Annotated in this window: 14 protein-coding genes and 8 tRNA genes; 21 read left to right on the forward strand and 1 reads right to left on the reverse strand. The window is 44.5% G+C overall.

From position 1 onward, the window contains the following. Positions 1–152 precede the first annotated feature (152 nt). The 8 genes from ftsB (at position 153) to rpoS (ending at position 6,162) form a co-directional block, all read left to right on the forward strand. The gene (gene ftsB / locus AACW75_RS02730; protein ID WP_004735394.1) at positions 153–434 is read left to right on the forward strand and encodes a cell division protein FtsB; all 282 of its coding nucleotides are present in this window, start codon (positions 153–155) and stop codon (positions 432–434) included. Then, entirely contained in the window at positions 434–1,135 is a 702-nt protein-coding gene (gene ispD, locus AACW75_RS02735) for a 2-C-methyl-D-erythritol 4-phosphate cytidylyltransferase (protein WP_145570452.1), read from the forward strand. The genes ftsB and ispD overlap by 1 nt, the downstream gene beginning before the upstream one ends. Positions 1,136–1,137: 2 nt before the next feature. After that, positions 1,138–1,617, forward strand: a complete 480-nt coding sequence (gene ispF, locus AACW75_RS02740) for a 2-C-methyl-D-erythritol 2,4-cyclodiphosphate synthase (RefSeq protein ID WP_029225100.1) — start codon at positions 1,138–1,140, stop codon at positions 1,615–1,617. Between the two features lie 22 nt (positions 1,618–1,639). After that, positions 1,640–2,686: a tRNA pseudouridine(13) synthase TruD gene (gene truD / locus AACW75_RS02745; protein ID WP_029225099.1), complete on the forward strand. Its 1,047-nt coding sequence runs from the start codon at positions 1,640–1,642 to the stop codon at positions 2,684–2,686. Positions 2,687–2,762: 76 nt separating this feature from the next. Continuing rightward, entirely contained in the window at positions 2,763–3,506 is a 744-nt protein-coding gene (gene surE, locus AACW75_RS02750; RefSeq protein WP_029225098.1) for a 5'/3'-nucleotidase SurE, read from the forward strand. Beyond that, positions 3,507–4,133, forward strand: a complete 627-nt coding sequence (locus AACW75_RS02755) for a protein-L-isoaspartate(D-aspartate) O-methyltransferase (RefSeq protein WP_017075372.1) — start codon at positions 3,507–3,509, stop codon at positions 4,131–4,133. Positions 4,134–4,168: 35 nt separating this feature from the next. Further along, positions 4,169–5,083: a murein hydrolase activator NlpD gene (nlpD, locus tag AACW75_RS02760; RefSeq protein WP_145570454.1), complete on the forward strand. Its 915-nt coding sequence runs from the start codon at positions 4,169–4,171 to the stop codon at positions 5,081–5,083. A gap of 98 nt (positions 5,084–5,181) precedes the next feature. Continuing rightward, entirely contained in the window at positions 5,182–6,162 is a 981-nt protein-coding gene (gene rpoS / locus AACW75_RS02765) for an RNA polymerase sigma factor RpoS (protein WP_029225096.1), read from the forward strand. Between the two features lie 143 nt (positions 6,163–6,305). Here rpoS and mutS read toward each other — a convergent pair whose 3' ends face one another. Beyond that, complete coding sequence (gene mutS / locus AACW75_RS02770) at positions 6,306–8,867, reverse strand: DNA mismatch repair protein MutS (RefSeq protein ID WP_017075369.1); 2,562 nt, start codon at positions 8,865–8,867, stop codon at positions 6,306–6,308. A gap of 124 nt (positions 8,868–8,991) precedes the next feature. On the opposite strand from mutS, the gene pncC reads away from it, so the two are divergent. The 13 genes from pncC to AACW75_RS02835 all read left to right on the forward strand — a co-directional run bounded on the left by pncC (position 8,992) and on the right by AACW75_RS02835 (position 16,925). Next, the gene (pncC, locus tag AACW75_RS02775) at positions 8,992–9,486 is read left to right on the forward strand and encodes a nicotinamide-nucleotide amidase (protein WP_029225095.1); all 495 of its coding nucleotides are present in this window, start codon (positions 8,992–8,994) and stop codon (positions 9,484–9,486) included. Positions 9,487–9,624: 138 nt separating this feature from the next. After that, positions 9,625–10,662, forward strand: a complete 1,038-nt coding sequence (gene recA, locus AACW75_RS02780) for a recombinase RecA (protein WP_029405997.1) — start codon at positions 9,625–9,627, stop codon at positions 10,660–10,662. Positions 10,663–10,985: 323 nt separating this feature from the next. Beyond that, positions 10,986–13,568 carry an alanine--tRNA ligase gene (alaS, locus tag AACW75_RS02785; protein WP_135457187.1) on the forward strand — a complete coding sequence of 861 codons (2,583 nt, stop codon included), beginning with the start codon at positions 10,986–10,988 and terminating at the stop codon, positions 13,566–13,568. A 220-nt stretch (positions 13,569–13,788) separates the two neighbouring features. Next, positions 13,789–14,970 (forward strand): aspartate kinase, encoded by a 1,182-nt coding sequence (locus AACW75_RS02790; RefSeq protein WP_145570519.1) that lies wholly within the window; start codon positions 13,789–13,791, stop codon positions 14,968–14,970. A gap of 92 nt (positions 14,971–15,062) precedes the next feature. Next, positions 15,063–15,260, forward strand: a complete 198-nt coding sequence (gene csrA, locus AACW75_RS02795) for a carbon storage regulator CsrA (protein WP_009847619.1) — start codon at positions 15,063–15,065, stop codon at positions 15,258–15,260. Between the two features lie 472 nt (positions 15,261–15,732). After that, positions 15,733–15,825 (forward strand) — tRNA-Ser (locus tag AACW75_RS02800). A 46-nt stretch (positions 15,826–15,871) separates the two neighbouring features. After that, positions 15,872–15,948 (forward strand) — tRNA-Arg (locus tag AACW75_RS02805). A 48-nt stretch (positions 15,949–15,996) separates the two neighbouring features. After that, positions 15,997–16,089: transfer RNA gene (locus AACW75_RS02810), tRNA-Ser, on the forward strand. Positions 16,090–16,173: 84 nt separating this feature from the next. Next, a tRNA-Arg gene (locus AACW75_RS02815) sits at positions 16,174–16,250 on the forward strand. Positions 16,251–16,333: 83 nt separating this feature from the next. After that, a tRNA-Arg gene (locus AACW75_RS02820) sits at positions 16,334–16,410 on the forward strand. Between the two features lie 101 nt (positions 16,411–16,511). Then, a tRNA-Arg gene (locus tag AACW75_RS02825) sits at positions 16,512–16,588 on the forward strand. 101 nt (positions 16,589–16,689) lie between these two features. Further along, positions 16,690–16,766 (forward strand) — tRNA-Arg (locus tag AACW75_RS02830). An 82-nt stretch (positions 16,767–16,848) separates the two neighbouring features. Next, positions 16,849–16,925: transfer RNA gene (locus AACW75_RS02835), tRNA-Arg, on the forward strand. The last annotated feature ends 33 nt before the right edge of the window (positions 16,926–16,958 follow it).

Raw genomic sequence — 16,958 nt, forward strand, 5'->3', positions numbered from 1 at the left:
TCGTGGGAATCTCATTCTTACAGCCCACTATTCTGCCGAATAATTCTTCGACTTATTGATTCCCTGACACCACATATCTCGCACCAATAAGCGCATTATGGTATATATGTGCCTTATTCTAGTTCCTTCTTTTTCAACCGGCGAAAGGTGTTATGCGAATTTTTGCTTTAGTACTGCTCATAGTGTTTGGCTGGCTACAACACACACTGTGGCTCGGTAAAAATGGTATTTCTGATTACTACGGTGTGAACAATGAAATCCAAGTTCAGCAGCAAGTAAATGAAAAGCTTCATCTTCGTAATGCTGAGATGTTTGCGGAAATCGACGATCTACGCCAAGGCTTAGACGCGATTGAAGAGCGCGCACGTCATGAGCTGGGAATGGTGAAAGAAGGCGAAACGTTTTATCGTATTATTGGTGAGGAATCTCATTAATGTCGAACCAACTTCAAAGCGTTATTGCAGTGGTCCCCGCTGCGGGCGTCGGCAGCCGAATGAAGGCAGACCGTCCCAAACAATATCTTCAGATTCACGGTAAAACGATTTTAGAGCACACCGTTGAAAAACTGTTGTCTCACCCTCAGGTGTCTAAAGTTGTGGTAGCGGTCAGCGACGATGATCCTTACTACCCTGAATTACCGCTTAACCTTAACCCGCAGGTGATCAGAGTTTCAGGCGGAACGGAAAGAGCCGACTCGGTGCTTTCTGCTCTGGATTATATTGCTCAACAGCAACTCAGTGACTGGGTTATGGTGCATGATGCCGCTAGGCCTTGTATCCAGCTGAGCGATATCGACAAACTGATCTCTGGGGCCATGACCCATGATGTGGGGGCGATTTTAGCTGCGCCGGTTCGCGATACAATGAAACGTGGTGTGCAAGGACAAATTGAACACACGGTCGATCGTGTCGATCTTTGGCATGCGCTTACCCCTCAGATGTTTCGACCTAAGCCTTTACGGAAAGTCTTGAGCGAAGCCTTGCAACAAGGCGTTTCGATTACCGATGAGGCCTCTGCATTTGAGTGGAAGGGTTTATCACCAGCATTGATTGCTGGGCGTTCAGATAATTTTAAGATTACTCAGCCTGAAGATTTAGCTTTGGCTGAGTTCTATTTAAGTCAGAATAAGGAATAATGATGATTCGTATTGGTCATGGCTTTGATGTGCATAAGTTTGGCGGTGAAGGCCCAGTAATTATTGGTGGCGTGAGCATTCCTTACGAGCAAGGGCTTATTGCACATTCAGACGGAGATGTCGCCCTTCATGCGTTGTGTGACGCTTTGCTAGGTGCTATTGCTGCGGGTGATATTGGTCGTCATTTCCCCGATACTGATGATGAGTGGAAAGGCGCGGATAGCCGTGAACTGCTTAAAGATGTATATCGTCGAGTCAAAGAGCAAGGTTATGAGATCGGTAATGCTGATATTACTATCATGGCGCAAGCTCCTAAAATGGCACCTCATATAGACTCTATGTGCCAAGCTATTGCACAAGATTTAGAAACTAGCATTAGTAATGTGAATGTAAAAGCGACGACTACTGAGCGTTTAGGTTTTACAGGTCGCAAAGAGGGCATCGCGTGTGAAGCGGTGGTCCTAATTACCAAAAGTGCGTAAGCACCAACACGAAAAGAACAGCATGTCAGATATTTTATCTTCATTGGTTTACCTAAACGGTAAACCAACTGCGAAAGCAAAACTAAAAGCAAAAGCCGAACACTTTGTCGTTAATGAAGACTTGGGTTTTGAGTTCACTGGTGAAGGCGAACACCTAATGGTTCGTATTCGTAAAACGGGTGAAAATACGAGTTTCGTTGCAAACGAACTGGCTAAAGCATGCGGTGTTAAGTCGAAAGACGTGAGCTGGGCGGGTTTGAAAGACCGTCACGCTGTTACAGAACAGTGGTTGAGTGTGCACTTACCTAAAGGTGAACCTGACTTTTCAGCTTTCTTAGCACAGTACCCAAGCATTGAGATTTTAGCGACTGCACGTCATAACAAAAAATTACGTCCAGGTGATTTAGTTGGCAACCAATTTGAGCTGACCTTGTCTGAAGTAACAGATTGCGATGATGTGGTAAAACGTTTAGAAAAAGTCGCTCAAGTAGGTGTGCCAAATTACTTCGGTGCTCAGCGTTTTGGTAATGAAGGTAATAACCTCACTGAGGCTCGTCGTTGGGGCCGAGAGAATGTACGTACTCGTAACCAAAATAAGCGTAGCTTGTATCTTTCTGCCGCACGCTCGTGGATTTACAACCTGATCCTTTCAGACCGTATTGAACAAGGTGTTTTTGCATCAGCATTGGTTGGTGACATTGTGTTTAAAGACGGTGCTCAACTTATTGTGACAGCTGACAACATTGAAGCGTTAAACCAAGATATTGCGAACGACTCTGCATTTGTTACTGTCGCTTTAGCTGGTGATAATGCTTTGCCAACAGCGGGTGAACCTCAAGCTTTAGAGCAGAAGCATCTTGATTCTGAACCTGATCTTATGGCTCTGATTTGCGGTAATCGTATGCGTCATGACCGCCGTGAAGCGTCGCTTAAACCTACTGGCTTAACGTGGGAAGTGAGCGAAGATAACGTGACTCTCAAGTTCTCTTTAGATGCTGGTTGTTTCGCGACCGCTATTGTTCGTGAACTGGTTGAAGAAGTACACGTAGAGAGAAGCTATGATCAATAACGACTCTGCTTGGATCTAAGTGACTTGATATTGGAATTTAAGTCACTTGGAATTGGAACAAAAGAAAGGATACAAGATGAAGATTTTACTCAGCAACGATGATGGTGTGCATGCTCAAGGTATTCATGAGCTTGCAAATGAACTATGTGATCTTGCTGAAGTTATCATTGTTGCACCTGATCGTAATCGCTCGGGTGCTTCAAATTCATTAACTTTAGAACAACCTTTGCGTGTTCAAGAGATTGCTAAAAATACTTATTCGGTACAAGGGACACCAACCGACTGTGTACATTTTGCGTTAAATGAACTTCTAAAAAATGACATGCCTGACCTAGTTTTAACGGGCATTAATCACGGTGCAAATCTTGGTGATGACGTGCTTTATTCGGGTACGGTAGCAGCGGCAATGGAAGGGCACTTTTTAGGTGTTCAATCGGTGGCGTTTTCTCTGGTTGGAAAAAAACATTTTAAGACAGCGGCGACTATAGCTCGTCGTATCGTCGAACAACATTTAGCAAATCCAATCCCTACTAATCGTCTATTAAACGTTAATGTTCCTGATTTAGCCTTGGAACAACTGTCTGGTACTCAGGTGACACGCTTAGGTGCGCGCCATCATGCTGAAGATATGATTAAGCAAAAAGACCCTCGTGGTCATGATATCTATTGGCTTGGCCCTCCGGGTAAAGAGCAAGATGCTGGCGAAGGCACTGACTTCTGTGCGATAGAACGTGGCTTTGTATCGGTAACACCATTACAAGTTGATCTTACGGCACATGAGTCGTTGGGTGCGATGGCAACGTGGTTAGGAGAGAAGTAAGTGAGTAATCCACAAGCAGAACGCTTAGTCACTTTTCTGATTGAAAATGGTATTCAGGACCAAAAGGTTCTTGATGCTATTTACCAACTGCCAAGAGAGAGTTTTTTATCACAGGCAATGTATCATCAAGCCTATGATAATAATGCGCTGCCGATTGGGCAGGGCCAGACAATATCTCAGCCGTATATTGTTGCTAAAATGACAGAGTTACTTGAGTTGCAACAGGGTAGTCGTGTTTTGGAAATTGGAACCGGCTCTGGCTACCAAACCGCAGTATTGGCTCAACTGGTTGATCATGTTTATTCGGTTGAAAGAATAAAATCGCTGCAATGGGATGCTAAACGCCGCCTAAAGCAACTCGATTTCTATAATATTTCAACCAAGCACGGTGATGGCTGGCAAGGATGGTCGTCCAAAGCGCCTTTTGATGCCATTATTGTAACCGCCGCCGCGGAGTCAATTCCTCAAGCGCTTTTGCAGCAGTTGAAAGATGGCGGTCGTTTATTAATCCCCGTCGGTGATGATGAACAACAGTTGTTGAAGATCGTTCGCCATGGAGATGAGTTCCTATCCAGTGTTATCGAGATGGTGAGATTTGTACCTCTTGTTCCTGGTGAGCTAGCTTAATAAAAAGACTAATGGTGTAGGTGGATAGAGAGTCGATGCGTTCGAAGTTGTTAAAAGTAAGTACTTTACTGCTTAGCTGTGCACTTATTGGGTGTGCAGCTAATTCGCCTGCGCCAGTTTCAAGCTTAAATAAAAAATATTCCTCGATTGATCGTGGCAGCTATCGCGGTAGTTACTACGAAGTGAAAAAAGGCGATACACTTTATTTTATTGCTTATGTAACGAATAAAGACGTTAACGATCTTGTGAGTTATAACAAGCTTGCTGCTCCTTACACTATCCATCCAGGGCAGAAGCTTAAGTTATGGCGTCCGAGTTATAACGCACCAGCGTATGGTAAATCAACGGTAGCGGTTGCAGCCGTTGCTGCTCCTGTCGCGGCATCCACAACTTCATCTACAGCAAGTAAACCTAAAACCACTCCGAATAAGAGTAAAAACTCTAAATCTGCACAAGCTCAAACTACGACTAAAGTGGTTAAAAAAGATCCACCAAAGAAGGTTGAACAATCCAAATCAAAGGAGTATGTTGGTTCTAAAGGTAAACAGAATGTTACACCGTCCACCAAACCAACAAGTGATAAAGTATCCAAATGGTTATGGCCAACGAAAGGGAGAGTGATTAAGAATTTCTCTGTAGGCGAACAAGGAAATAAAGGCATCGACATAGCAGGACAGCGAGGTCAGCCAATAGTATCGACTGCAGGGGGAACGGTTGTTTATTCGGGTAATGCATTAAGAGGTTACGGCAATCTAGTGATTGTGAAGCACAATGATAATTACTTAAGTGCATACGCGCATAACGACCGACTATTAGTATCTGAAGGGCAAAGTGTGAAACCAGGGCAGAAAATTGCAACAATGGGAAGCTCTGGAGCCAGCAGTGTTAGGCTGCACTTTGAGATTCGTTACCAAGGCAAATCAGTTAATCCAAAACGGTATTTGCCTTAAATACAATATGAATTAATAACGTATTGTATTGAGTGACATAGTCATTTAGCGACATATGAAGTTGAAATGTCATGCTAATTTCGCCAGGGGGAGGCGTTATGAGTATAAGCAATGCAGTAACCAAACAAGAGTTCGATCTTAACCAAGCAACCACGGAACCGGAAAAACTTGGAAAAGCAAAACGAGCTGTCACTAAGAAAACCGAAACGAAAGAAGAGACCGAAGTTACATCTAAAAGTTTAGATGCTACTCAACTCTACTTGGGTGAAATCGGTTTCTCACCATTACTTACCGCTGAAGAAGAAGTGCTTTATGCACGTCGAGCTCTACGCGGTGATGAAGCAGCACGCAAACGCATGATCGAAAGTAACCTGCGTTTGGTTGTGAAAATTTCTCGTCGTTACAGCAATCGTGGCCTTGCACTTCTCGATCTAATTGAAGAAGGCAACCTAGGTTTGATTCGCGCCGTAGAGAAGTTTGATCCTGAACGCGGCTTCCGCTTTTCAACTTACGCGACATGGTGGATTCGTCAAACCATTGAACGTGCTTTAATGAATCAGACTCGCACCATCCGTTTGCCAATCCATGTTGTGAAAGAGCTGAACATCTACCTACGTACCGCAAGAGAGCTATCACAGAAGCTTGACCATGAACCAACAGCTGAAGAGATTGCCTCTAAGCTAGATAAACCTGTTGGTGATGTGAGCAAGATGCTTCGTCTAAACGAAAGAGTGAGTTCTGTCGATACGCCAATAGGTGGTGACGGTGAAAAAGCACTGTTGGATATTATTCCAGACATCAACAATTCAGATCCTGAGGTTTCAACTCAAGATAATGATATTAAGAACTCGTTGATTTTCTGGCTTGATGAACTGAATCCTAAGCAGAAAGAGGTATTGGCACGTCGATTTGGACTACTAGGGTATGAACCGTCAACATTAGAAGAAGTGGGCCGTGAAATCAGCCTGACTCGTGAACGTGTTCGCCAAATCCAAGTTGAAGGTCTTCGTCGTCTACGTGAGATTCTAATCAAGCAAGGCTTGAACATGGAAAATCTGTTCAACGTAGAAAACGACTAAATGAACTGATGACGTTTCTTTGAATAAAAGACAAATAAAAACGCTGACTTTAGTCAGCGTTTTTTTGTTTGTGGCTTTTGTATTTAATGTCGCCTAATCAACACGACATTGCCAAACGACAGAAAGAAGCTACTTGGAAAAGACTAAAGCAGTTTCTTTAAACGGTAGAGCTCTTCTAATGCTTGGCGAGGTGTTAAATCATCTGGGTCTACATTCGCCAGTGCTTGTTCCACTTCACTCGGTTCAGGTATCAGGCTCAGTTGGTTCGCGATATCAACGCCGCTTGGCTTTGACGTCGGTGAATCGATACTGAGTGCTTCTAACTGGGTTAGTTTAGCGCGTGCATTTTTGATTACCGCTTTAGGTACACCAGCCAATCCAGCTACCGCGAGGCCGTAAGATTTACTGGCAGCACCTTCTTGAACTGCGTGCATAAAGGCAATGCTATCACCATGTTCAACCGCATCTAAATGTACGTTCGCTAAGGTTGGAATTTGGTTTGGTAATTCAGTTAGTTCAAAGTAGTGCGTTGCAAACAGTGTCATCGCATTGATTTGATTAGCTAGCCATTCAGCACTTGCCCAAGCCAGTGATAGGCCATCATAAGTGCTGGTGCCGCGGCCGATCTCATCCATCAACACAAGACTATTTGGTGTCGCATTGTGCAGAATATTTGCAGTTTCTGTCATTTCGACCATGAAAGTTGAGCGACCAGACGCCAAATCATCGGACGCACCAATACGAGTAAAAATACGATCGATAGAGCCAATTGTTGCGCTTTCTGCTGGTACATAACAACCGATATGAGCCATCAATGCGATGAGCGCTGTTTGGCGCATGTAGGTCGACTTACCGCCCATGTTTGGACCTGTGATGATCAGCATCTTACGTTGGTCATTCAGATCAATTGGGTTAGCAATGAAAGGTTCGTCCATCACTTGCTCAACAACGGGGTGACGACCCGCTTGAATTTGCACGCCTGCCGACTCGGTCATCGTTGGGCGACAGTAATCAAGAGTGTCTGCACGTTCCGCTAAGTTTTGTAGAACATCAAGTTGAGACACTGAAGAAGCGATGTTTTGTAGTTGCTCTAGATAAGGCAGTAACAAATCAAACAACTCTTCCCATAACTTCTTCTCAATAGCTAGGGCTTTCGATTTAGAGCTGAGAACTTTGTCTTCGTGCTCTTTCAGTTCTGGAATGATGTAACGCTCAGCATTTTTTAGCGTTTGGCGGCGAACATAGTGTGGCGGCACAAGGTGGCTTTGTCCGCGGCTTACTTGAATAAAGAAACCGTGTACGTTGTTGTAGCCAACTTTAAGCGTGTCGATACCATGACGTTCACGCTCTTCTTTCTCTAGCTTATCAAGAAACTCGGTTGCACCGGCTGCAAGATCGCGCCATTCATCTAGTTCAGCGTTGTAGCCTTCTGCTATCACGCCACCGTCTCGAATCACGACGGGTGGATTCTCTTTGATCGCACGCTCAAGCAGTTCTGAAACTTCATCCACAGGTGATGCATACTGAGCAAGCTGAGTAAGGTAAGGATGCTTAAGTTGCGTAAGTGTTTCTGCTAACTCTGGTAAGTATTCCATTGCTTGGCGAAGTCGCGCCATATCACGAGGGCGAGCTGAACGAAGTGCAAGGCGAGCAAGAATACGTTCGATATCACCAATCTGTTTCAGTGTTGGCTGTAACTCCGTAAACAGAGACAAGTCTTTCATTTCGCCAATTGCATCTAAGCGTTGATCAAGTGCTGAGATATTACGCATTGGTTGATGTAACCAACGCTTCAACATACGGCTGCCCATAGCTGTTGCAGTGTGATCAAGTACTTCGGCAAGGGTGTTGTCAGTGCCACCAGATAAGTTCTGAGTTATCTCTAGATTTCGACGGGTCGCCGCATCAAGGATCACTGAGTGATCTTGTTTATCCATTGTGAGTGAACGGATGTGCGGAAGGGCAGTACGTTGCGTATCTTTCACGTATTGGATTAGACAGCCAGCTGCGCAGAGGCCTAGTTTCGCGCCCTCAACGCCAAAGCCAACGAGGTCACGAGTACCAAATTGTTGGTTTAGCTGCTGTTTCGCTGTATCTAATTCAAATTCCCATACTGGACGACGGCGATTACCATTGCGGCTTGCCATTAAGGTTACAGGTTCGAAATCTTCAGGGAACAGCAACTCACGTGGTGATGTCCTTTGTAGCTCCGCGGCCATCGCTTCTTCAGTTTCAGGCTCACATAGCTGGAATCGACCAGAGGTTATATCAAGTGTTGCGTAGCCAAACTTACCGTTATGGTGGTAAATAGCGGCAATCAGGTTATCAACACGCTCAGAAAGCAATGCTTCATCTGTCACGGTTCCTGGTGTCACAATTCTCACGACAGCGCGATCAACGGGGCCTTTTGAAGTCGCTGGATTGCCAATCTGTTCACAAATCGCTACGGATTCTCCCAACTGCACTAATTTCGCAAGGTAACCTTCGACGGCGTGGTACGGAACACCTGCCATAGGGATTGGCTCGCCATTCGAAGAGCCACGCTTAGTCAGTGAAATATCTAGGAGTTGAGAGGCTTTTTTAGCGTCATCGTAGAAAAGCTCGTAGAAATCGCCCATGCGGTAGAACAACAGAATTTCTGGGTTTTCTGCTTTGAGTTTTAGATACTGCTGCATCATGGGAGTATGTTTTTGATCGGCTTTCACAGTTAACTTCTTTCGTTTATTTCTATTGCGGCTTAGGATACGTGAAAGCGTTTCGTGCGAAAAGCGACACATGCGAAAAGATGTAAATCCAAATGATATGACTGTGAATAAAGGGAAGCCGACGATGCATACGACTCAAGAACTTAGTGAGCAGCTTGGACATTTACTTGCGAAACACCAACACATTCTAGTGACGGCTGAATCCTGCACTGGCGGGGGCGTAGCGAGTGCTGTGACAGATATTGCAGGCAGCTCTGCGTGGTTTGATCGTGCCTTTGTGACTTACAGTAACGAAGCCAAACAAGAGATGATCGGAGTTCAGCTTGAAACCTTAGCCAAATTTGGTGCTGTGAGTGAGCCTGTGGTTATTGAAATGGCCGATGGTGCGTTACAGAATTCCAATGGCACGATTTCTGTCTCGATCAGCGGCATCGCTGGTCCTGGTGGTGGCACTGAAGATAAACCCGTAGGTACTGTGTGTTTTGCTTGGAAGGCGTCAAGTGGGTGGAATAAAGTAGAAACGAATGTATTTGCAGGCGATAGATCACAAGTACGTCAACAAGCCACGCATCATGCCTTGCAAGTTATTTATGATTACCTCTCAATGGAAGACAAGTAACATTTGTACAAATTATTTTCATACAGGTATGGACACTGTATGAATAAACAGTATAATAAAAGTCAATTAGTCACCCCTTTGTGGGTTAGAAATAGATTCTAAATCGCTTGTTAGACAACCGATTATGTGGAGATAGAAATGGACGATAATAAACAGAAAGCGTTAGCCGCAGCCCTTGGTCAGATTGAAAAGCAATTTGGTAAAGGTTCGATCATGCGTCTTGGTGATAACCGTACAATGGACGTAGAAACTATTTCTACAGGTTCTCTATCTCTAGATATCGCGCTGGGTGCTGGTGGTTTACCTATGGGACGTATCGTTGAAGTTTACGGTCCGGAATCATCAGGTAAAACAACGCTAACTCTTGAGCTTATTTCCGCAGCTCAGAAAGTGGGCAAAACGTGTGCATTCATTGATGCGGAACACGCACTTGATCCTATCTATGCTCAAAAGCTTGGTGTTGATATTGATGCTTTACTTGTATCTCAACCAGATACTGGTGAACAAGCTCTAGAAATCTGTGATGCATTGGCTCGTTCAGGTGCTATCGACGTTCTTGTTATTGACTCGGTTGCTGCACTAACACCTAAAGCTGAGATCGAAGGCGAAATGGGTGATAGCCACATGGGTCTTCAGGCTCGTATGCTTTCTCAAGCGATGCGTAAACTGACAGGTAACCTTAAGCAGTCTAACTGTATGGCTATCTTCATTAACCAAATTCGTATGAAAATTGGTGTGATGTTCGGTAATCCAGAAACAACAACCGGTGGTAATGCACTTAAGTTCTACGCATCTGTTCGCTTAGATATCCGTCGTACGGGTGCGATCAAAGATGGTGATGAAGTTGTTGGTAACGAGACTCGCATTAAGGTTGTTAAGAACAAGATCGCAGCGCCATTTAAGCAAGCTGAGACTCAAATTCTTTACGGTAAAGGCTTCAACCGCGAAGGCGAGCTTATCGATTTAGGTGTTAAGAATAAGTTGGTAGAAAAAGCGGGCGCTTGGTACAGCTACAAAGGCGACAAGATTGGCCAAGGTAAGTCGAACTCTTGTAAACACCTACGTGAAAATCCAGAGATCGCTCTTGAACTTGACACTAAGCTTCGTGAATTGCTACTGACTCCTGCTGTTCTTGAAGAGAAAGGCGCAGAGAAAGAAGAAAACGAAGAGCTATAAGCTAACGGTTTATAGAGCGGGTGTTTGAAAGGAACATCCGCTTTGAAAGAATAGGAAGCCTCGCATATTTTGTGCGGGGCTTTTTTTGTCAAAGTATCTGTCCCCATCCTTGCAGCGCCTTGCTAGATCTATTTGGTTGTTTGAGGTAGCTTGCCAATTTTTTGTTTGTTCCCTATCTGAGCTAGTGGAATATTCTTCGTTTTATCTAATTCCAACTAAAATCCTACCCAAGGGTGTCTTTTCTACAAGAAAACTAGTCGAAGCCTTAACCATGATCTACAATACGGCAAAATTCTAACTCGACTATTTTCAGGAAGAGCTGCATGTACATGAGCACTGACGAGGTTCGCAACGCGTTCCTTAAGTTCTTTGAGAGCAAAGAACACCAAATCGTAGACAGTTCATCGTTAGTTCCACATAACGATCCAACCCTGCTATTTACTAACGCAGGTATGAACCAATTCAAAGATTGCTTTTTAGGCGCCGAAAAGCGTGCCTACACACGAGCAACTACGGCTCAGCGTTGTGTACGTGCGGGTGGTAAACACAATGACCTTGAAAACGTAGGTTTCACGGCTCGTCACCACACATTCTTCGAAATGCTAGGTAACTTCAGCTTTGGCGATTACTTCAAAGAAGAAGCGATTGGATTTGCTTGGGAATTCCTGACTGAAACACTAGGTCTGCCAAAAGATCGCCTGTTAGTAACGGTTTACGAGACAGATGACGAAGCATTCGAAATCTGGAACAAGAAAGTAGGCATCCCAGCTGACAAGATTGTTCGCATCGGCGACAAAGAAGGCGGCAAGAAGTTTGAGTCTGATAACTTCTGGACAATGGGTGACACAGGTCCTTGTGGTCCATGTACTGAAATCTTCTACGATCACGGTGAGCACATTTGGGGCGGCCGTCCTGGTACACCTGAAGAAGATGGTGACCGTTTCATCGAGATCTGGAACAACGTATTCATGCAGTTCAACCGTCACGCTGACGGCACTATGGAACCGCTACCTAAGCCAGCTGTAGATACTGGTATGGGTATTGAGCGTATCTCTGCAATCATGCAGGGCGTTCACTCTAACTACGAAATTGATGTATTCCAAAAGCTAATCAAAGCGACAGCAGAAGTGGTTGGTCATGATGACCTATCTAACCAATCGCTGCGCGTTATTGCTGACCACATCCGTTCTTGTTCATTCCTGATCGCTGATGGCGTAATGCCTTCAAACGAAGGTCGTGGCTACGTTCTACGTCGTATTATTCGTCGTGCAGTTCGTCACGGTAACAAGATTGGTGCACAAGGCGTGTTCTTCCACAAACTTGTGGGTGTACTGGCTGAAGTGATGGGCTCTGCCGCTGAAGAACTTAAGAAACAACAAGAGCTTGTTGAAAAAGTACTTCGCATTGAAGAAGAGAACTTTGGTCGTACTCTAGAGCGTGGCATGGTTATCTTGAATGATGCGCTAGACGCACTTGAAGGCAAAGAGCTTGATGGTGAAACAGTATTCAAACTTTACGACACATACGGTTTCCCAGCTGACCTTACTAACGATGTAGCTCGTGAACGCGATTTTACTATCGATGAAGAAGGCTTTGAAAAAGCGATGGAAGCACAGCGCAAGCGTGCACGTGAAGCAGGTCAATTCGGTACGGATTACAACGCGACTATCAAAGTAGACACGAACACTGAGTTCTGTGGTTACACCACTACTGAAGGTGCTGGTGAAATCTCTGCGCTATTTGTTGACGGCGAAGAAGTATCTTCACTATCGGCAGGCGACAAAGCAATCATCATCCTTGAAGAGACACCATTCTACGCTGAATCAGGCGGTCAATGTGGTGACGCTGGTACGCTAAGCACTGCGTCGGGTCTATTCAAAGTGCAAGACACTCAGAAGCTAGGTAGCGCATTTGCACACCATGGCGAGCTCGTTGAAGGTGTATTTGCTCAAGGCGATAAAGTAGAAGCGCGCGTTGATGCTGAGCGTCGTTCTGCTATCTCATTAAACCACTCTGCAACTCACTTACTTCACTCTGCATTGCGCGAAGTGCTAGGTGAGCATGTTGCTCAGAAAGGTTCTTTAGTTAAGCCAGACAACCTACGTTTTGATTTCTCTAACCTTGAAGCGGTAACACCAGCACAGATTAAAGAAGTAGAGCGTCTAGTTAACGCACAAGTTCGTCAGAACCATGTGATTGAAACGAACATCATGGACATCGAGTCAGCGAAAGAAAAAGGTGCGATGGCACTGTTTGGCGAGAAGTACGATGATGAAGTTCGTGTTCTGTCTATGGGTGATTTTTCTACTGAGCTTTGTGGTGGTATTCACGCGAGCAACACAGGTGATATCGGTCTATTCAAGATCACTTCTGAAGGTGGTATCGCTGCGGGTATTCGTCGTATTGAAGCGGTAACCGGTGAAGCTGCTTTAGATGCAGTGGATGCACAGAATAACGCTTACGAAGAGAAATTGGCTGAATCGGCTAAGAAAGCAAAATCGCTAGAGAAAGAAATCCAACTACTTAAAGAAAAGATGGCTGCTGCTGAAGGCGCAAACATCATGGGTAAAGTGGAAGATATCTCAGGTACTAAAGTACTGGTTGCTGCAATTGAAGGCGCAGACAACAAGAACCTACGTACTATGGTTGATAATGCTAAAAACCAAGTGGGTAGCGGTATCATCCTTATTGCCAATATAGCGGACGGAAAAGTTGGCTTAATTGCTGGCGTAACGAAAGATCTTATCGGTAAAGTGAAAGCGGGTGACCTCGTTAAGATGGTTGCTGAGCAAGTTGGCGGTAAAGGCGGCGGTCGTCCAGATATGGCTCAAGCGGGCGGTACAGACGTTGAAGCGCTACCTGAAGCTTTAAAATCGGTACGTACTTGGCTCGAAGAGCGTCTTTAAGCTTAAGTAACTGATACAAAGATGCCCAATCCGTTGATTGGGCATCTTTTATTTTGCCTATTGGAAGCGTGTCTAAATAAGGTTTGATTGAGATTAACCAAGAAGTCTAATGATAACGTTAGACTCCTTGGTTAATTTTTTATTGCTTCGCCATGACGCGGAGCGTGTGTTTTTTTGTCATATATAGACATTGGTCTTGGGAAGGTGAGGAAGGGTGAAAATGCCTCTTATCGTGCAGAAATTTGGTGGAACGTCGGTGGGTTCAATAGAACGAATCCATCATGTAGCAGAGAAAATCATTGAAGCGAAAAATGAAGGTAACCAGATCGTGGTTGTCGTTTCTGCTATGTCAGGTGAAACAAATCGGTTAGTTAACTTGGCCTCACAAATTGATAGCGTACCAAACGCTAGAGAATTGGATGTGTTGTTAACGGCTGGAGAGCAAGTTTCCATGGCTTTGTTGGCGATGACACTGCATCAGTTAGGTTATGAAGCGACATCGATGACGGGTTATCAAGCTAAGATACACACCGATGCGAATCATAATAATGCAACGATTGAGCGTATTGATACCGCTCCTATTAAAGCTCTGTTAGATGACGACCAGATTGTGATTGTTGCAGGCTTTCAAGGCGTTAATGCAAAAGGCGATATCACGACATTAGGCCGAGGTGGTTCAGATACCACTGCGGTTGCGTTGGCTGGAGCACTTCAAGCGAAAGAGTGTCAGATCTATACTGATGTTGATGGTGTTTACTCTTGCGACCCCAGAGTCGTGAAGCATTCGAAAAAATTAGATACCTTGGACTTTCCGTCTATGGAAGAAATGGCTCGTAGAGGCGCAAAGGTATTACACCTGCCGTGTGTTCAGTTTGCGTGGCACCACAATGTACCACTGAGAGTGCTTTCAAGTTTTGAAGAAGGTGAGGGCACGTTGATCGCGGGGCACCAGTGTTTGAATGATATTGCTGGCATCGCCATTCAAAGAGATATGGTGCGTATTGAGTGTTTGAATGAAGATTTACCATCTTTCATATCGCATTGCCAACTGTTAGGGATCGAAGTCTGTAGTGTGATCGAGGAAACAGAACGAGCAGCACTCATTATTAAACAAGACATAAGTGCTAAATTAAAACTAGTTTTTGCAGAAAAAATCCGTAATAGTGAACAGGTTAGTTTGTTAACTGTGGTAGGAAGCCGAACACAAGATATTGTGGTCAGTTCACATGGATTGTTGTCTGAAGGCGAAATTGATGTACAACATCACTTATTGCAGCAGCAGTCTTTAACTTTGGTGATATCACCAACGCAAGTCGATATGGCTGCTAACATATTACACAATGCATACATCGTAGCGCGTGAAACACAGGGTTATCCTAAAAAAGAAGTGCATTTTGGTTAAATAAACTCAATCGATAGTTTACGAAAATATAACTTTTGTTGGATAATGCTCTCGTAGCTAGATAAATTTAGAGATTACTCAAGGAGCAAAGAATGCTAATTTTGACTCGCCGTGTTGGCGAAACACTGATGATTGGTGATGAAGTAACAGTTACTGTACTTGGCGTTAAAGGTAACCAAGTACGTATTGGTGTTAACGCACCTAAAGAAGTATCTGTTCACCGTGAAGAGATCTACATGCGCATTCAAGCTGAAAAAGGTAATGGTAACGTTGCACCTGGCAACTACTAATACTTTTGCGTAGAGAAAGGGCTAGCATTGTTGCTAGCCTTTTTTGATCTTGAGGAACAGAAAAGAACGTTTGGATATACATTGGTTGTATAACTGCTTTGTTTTGAACTGGCGAAGCGCCGGTTTCATTAATCGGTGAAATGCAAACATGCTGAGTACGATCGTTTATCTGTTTTTGTTTGCCAAAGCTCAAGATTTGTTAGCTTACTCTATGGCGCAATTACGCATCCCGTAGTATTGTGCAAACAGCGGTAGCACTTGCTGCTGGATAAATTAGATAATTGTTTTCGGTTGTTTATTATGGCTAATCTTTCACCTTAATTTTTAAGGGAAAAAGCGTTAAATTGATCTTATAAGTTCAATTTGCAAGCGCTTTGATTAAATAGCAAACGGTTGGATGTTTTTGTCCTATTTTTTTCAATAAAGTGTTTGACATATTTTCGGTAAAACGTAATATGTGCCTCCGCAAGACGGTGAGGTGGCCGAGAGGCCGAAGGCGCTCCCCTGCTAAGGGAGTATGTGGTTTATAGCCGCATCGAGGGTTCGAATCCCTCCCTCACCGCCATTTCTTGCACGTTTGAATTTGCACGCAAACACAGAAGTAACAATGTGCGCCCTTAGCTCAGCTGGATAGAGTACCTGGCTACGAACCAGGCGGTCGGAGGTTCGAATCCTCCAGGGCGCACCATTCTTAATATTACTTTGTTAAGAAGTGATAGATTAGAATAATGAATTAGGTGAGGTGGCCGAGTGGCCGAAGGCGCTCCCCTGCTAAGGGAGTATGTGGTTTGTAGCCGCATCGAGGGTTCGAATCCCTCCCTCACCGCCATTCATTACAGGCCTATGGCCTTTTTTTTGTTTCGTAGAAACAGAATGTGATATATTTCACAACTTCTTCTTTTGAAGATACCGTGCGCCCTTAGCTCAGCTGGATAGAGTACCTGGCTACGAACCAGGCGGTCGGAGGTTCGAATCCTCCAGGGCGCACCACTATTTAGGGTTTTCACTAACCCTGATATTGATAATTTAGTTTGGCTTAATTGCCTTACTTCATAATTAATATCGAAACCGTTGCGCCCTTAGCTCAGCTGGATAGAGTACCTGGCTACGAACCAGGCGGTCGGAGGTTCGAATCCTCCAGGGCGCACCACTATTTAGGGTTTTCATTAATCCTGATGTTGAACGTTTAGTTTTGCTTTATTGTCTTAACTGCTTTATTGCTTTAATTAACAGCTTAATATCGAAACCGTTGCGCCCTTAGCTCAGCTGGATAGAGTACCTGGCTACGAACCAGGCGGTCGGAGGTTCGAATCCTCCAGGGCGCACCACTATTTAGGGTTTTCACTAACCCTGATGTTGAACGTTTAGTTTGGCTTTATTGTCTTAACAGCTTTATTGCTTTAATTAACAGCTTAATATCGAAACCGTTGCGCCCTTAGCTCAGCTGGATAGAGTACCTGGCTACGAACCAGGCGGTCGGAGGTTCGAATCCTCCAGGGCGCACCACTTTTAGGGTTTTCACTAACCCTGATATTGATGATTTAGTTTGGCTAAATTGCCTTACTTCATAATTAATATCGAAACCGTTGCGCCCTTAGCTCAGCTGGATAGAGTACCTGGCTACGAACCAGGCGGTCGGAGGTTCGAATCCTCCAGGGCGCACCACTATTTAGGGTTTTCATTAATCCTGATGTTGAA

It is taken from the genome of Vibrio sp. L3-7 (assembly GCF_963898195.1).
GTDB lineage: Bacteria > Pseudomonadota > Gammaproteobacteria > Enterobacterales > Vibrionaceae > Vibrio > Vibrio echinoideorum.

Bases quoted from the DNA above. Each gene is read 5' to 3' on its own strand.
- ftsB (WP_004735394.1), top strand. From the start codon at position 153: ATGCGAATTTTTGCTTTAGTACTGCTCATAGTGTTTGGCTGGCTACAA.
- ispD (WP_145570452.1), top strand. From the start codon at position 434: ATGTCGAACCAACTTCAAAGCGTTATTGCAGTGGTCCCCGCTGCGGGC.
- ispF (WP_029225100.1), top strand. From the start codon at position 1,138: ATGATTCGTATTGGTCATGGCTTTGATGTGCATAAGTTTGGCGGTGAA.
- truD (WP_029225099.1), top strand. From the start codon at position 1,640: ATGTCAGATATTTTATCTTCATTGGTTTACCTAAACGGTAAACCAACT.
- surE (WP_029225098.1), top strand. From the start codon at position 2,763: ATGAAGATTTTACTCAGCAACGATGATGGTGTGCATGCTCAAGGTATT.
- nlpD (WP_145570454.1), top strand. From the start codon at position 4,169: ATGCGTTCGAAGTTGTTAAAAGTAAGTACTTTACTGCTTAGCTGTGCA.
- rpoS (WP_029225096.1), top strand. From the start codon at position 5,182: ATGAGTATAAGCAATGCAGTAACCAAACAAGAGTTCGATCTTAACCAA.
- pncC (WP_029225095.1), top strand. From the start codon at position 8,992: ATGCATACGACTCAAGAACTTAGTGAGCAGCTTGGACATTTACTTGCG.
- recA (WP_029405997.1), top strand. From the start codon at position 9,625: ATGGACGATAATAAACAGAAAGCGTTAGCCGCAGCCCTTGGTCAGATT.
- alaS (WP_135457187.1), top strand. From the start codon at position 10,986: ATGTACATGAGCACTGACGAGGTTCGCAACGCGTTCCTTAAGTTCTTT.
- AACW75_RS02790 (WP_145570519.1), top strand. From the start codon at position 13,789: ATGCCTCTTATCGTGCAGAAATTTGGTGGAACGTCGGTGGGTTCAATA.
- csrA (WP_009847619.1), top strand. From the start codon at position 15,063: ATGCTAATTTTGACTCGCCGTGTTGGCGAAACACTGATGATTGGTGAT.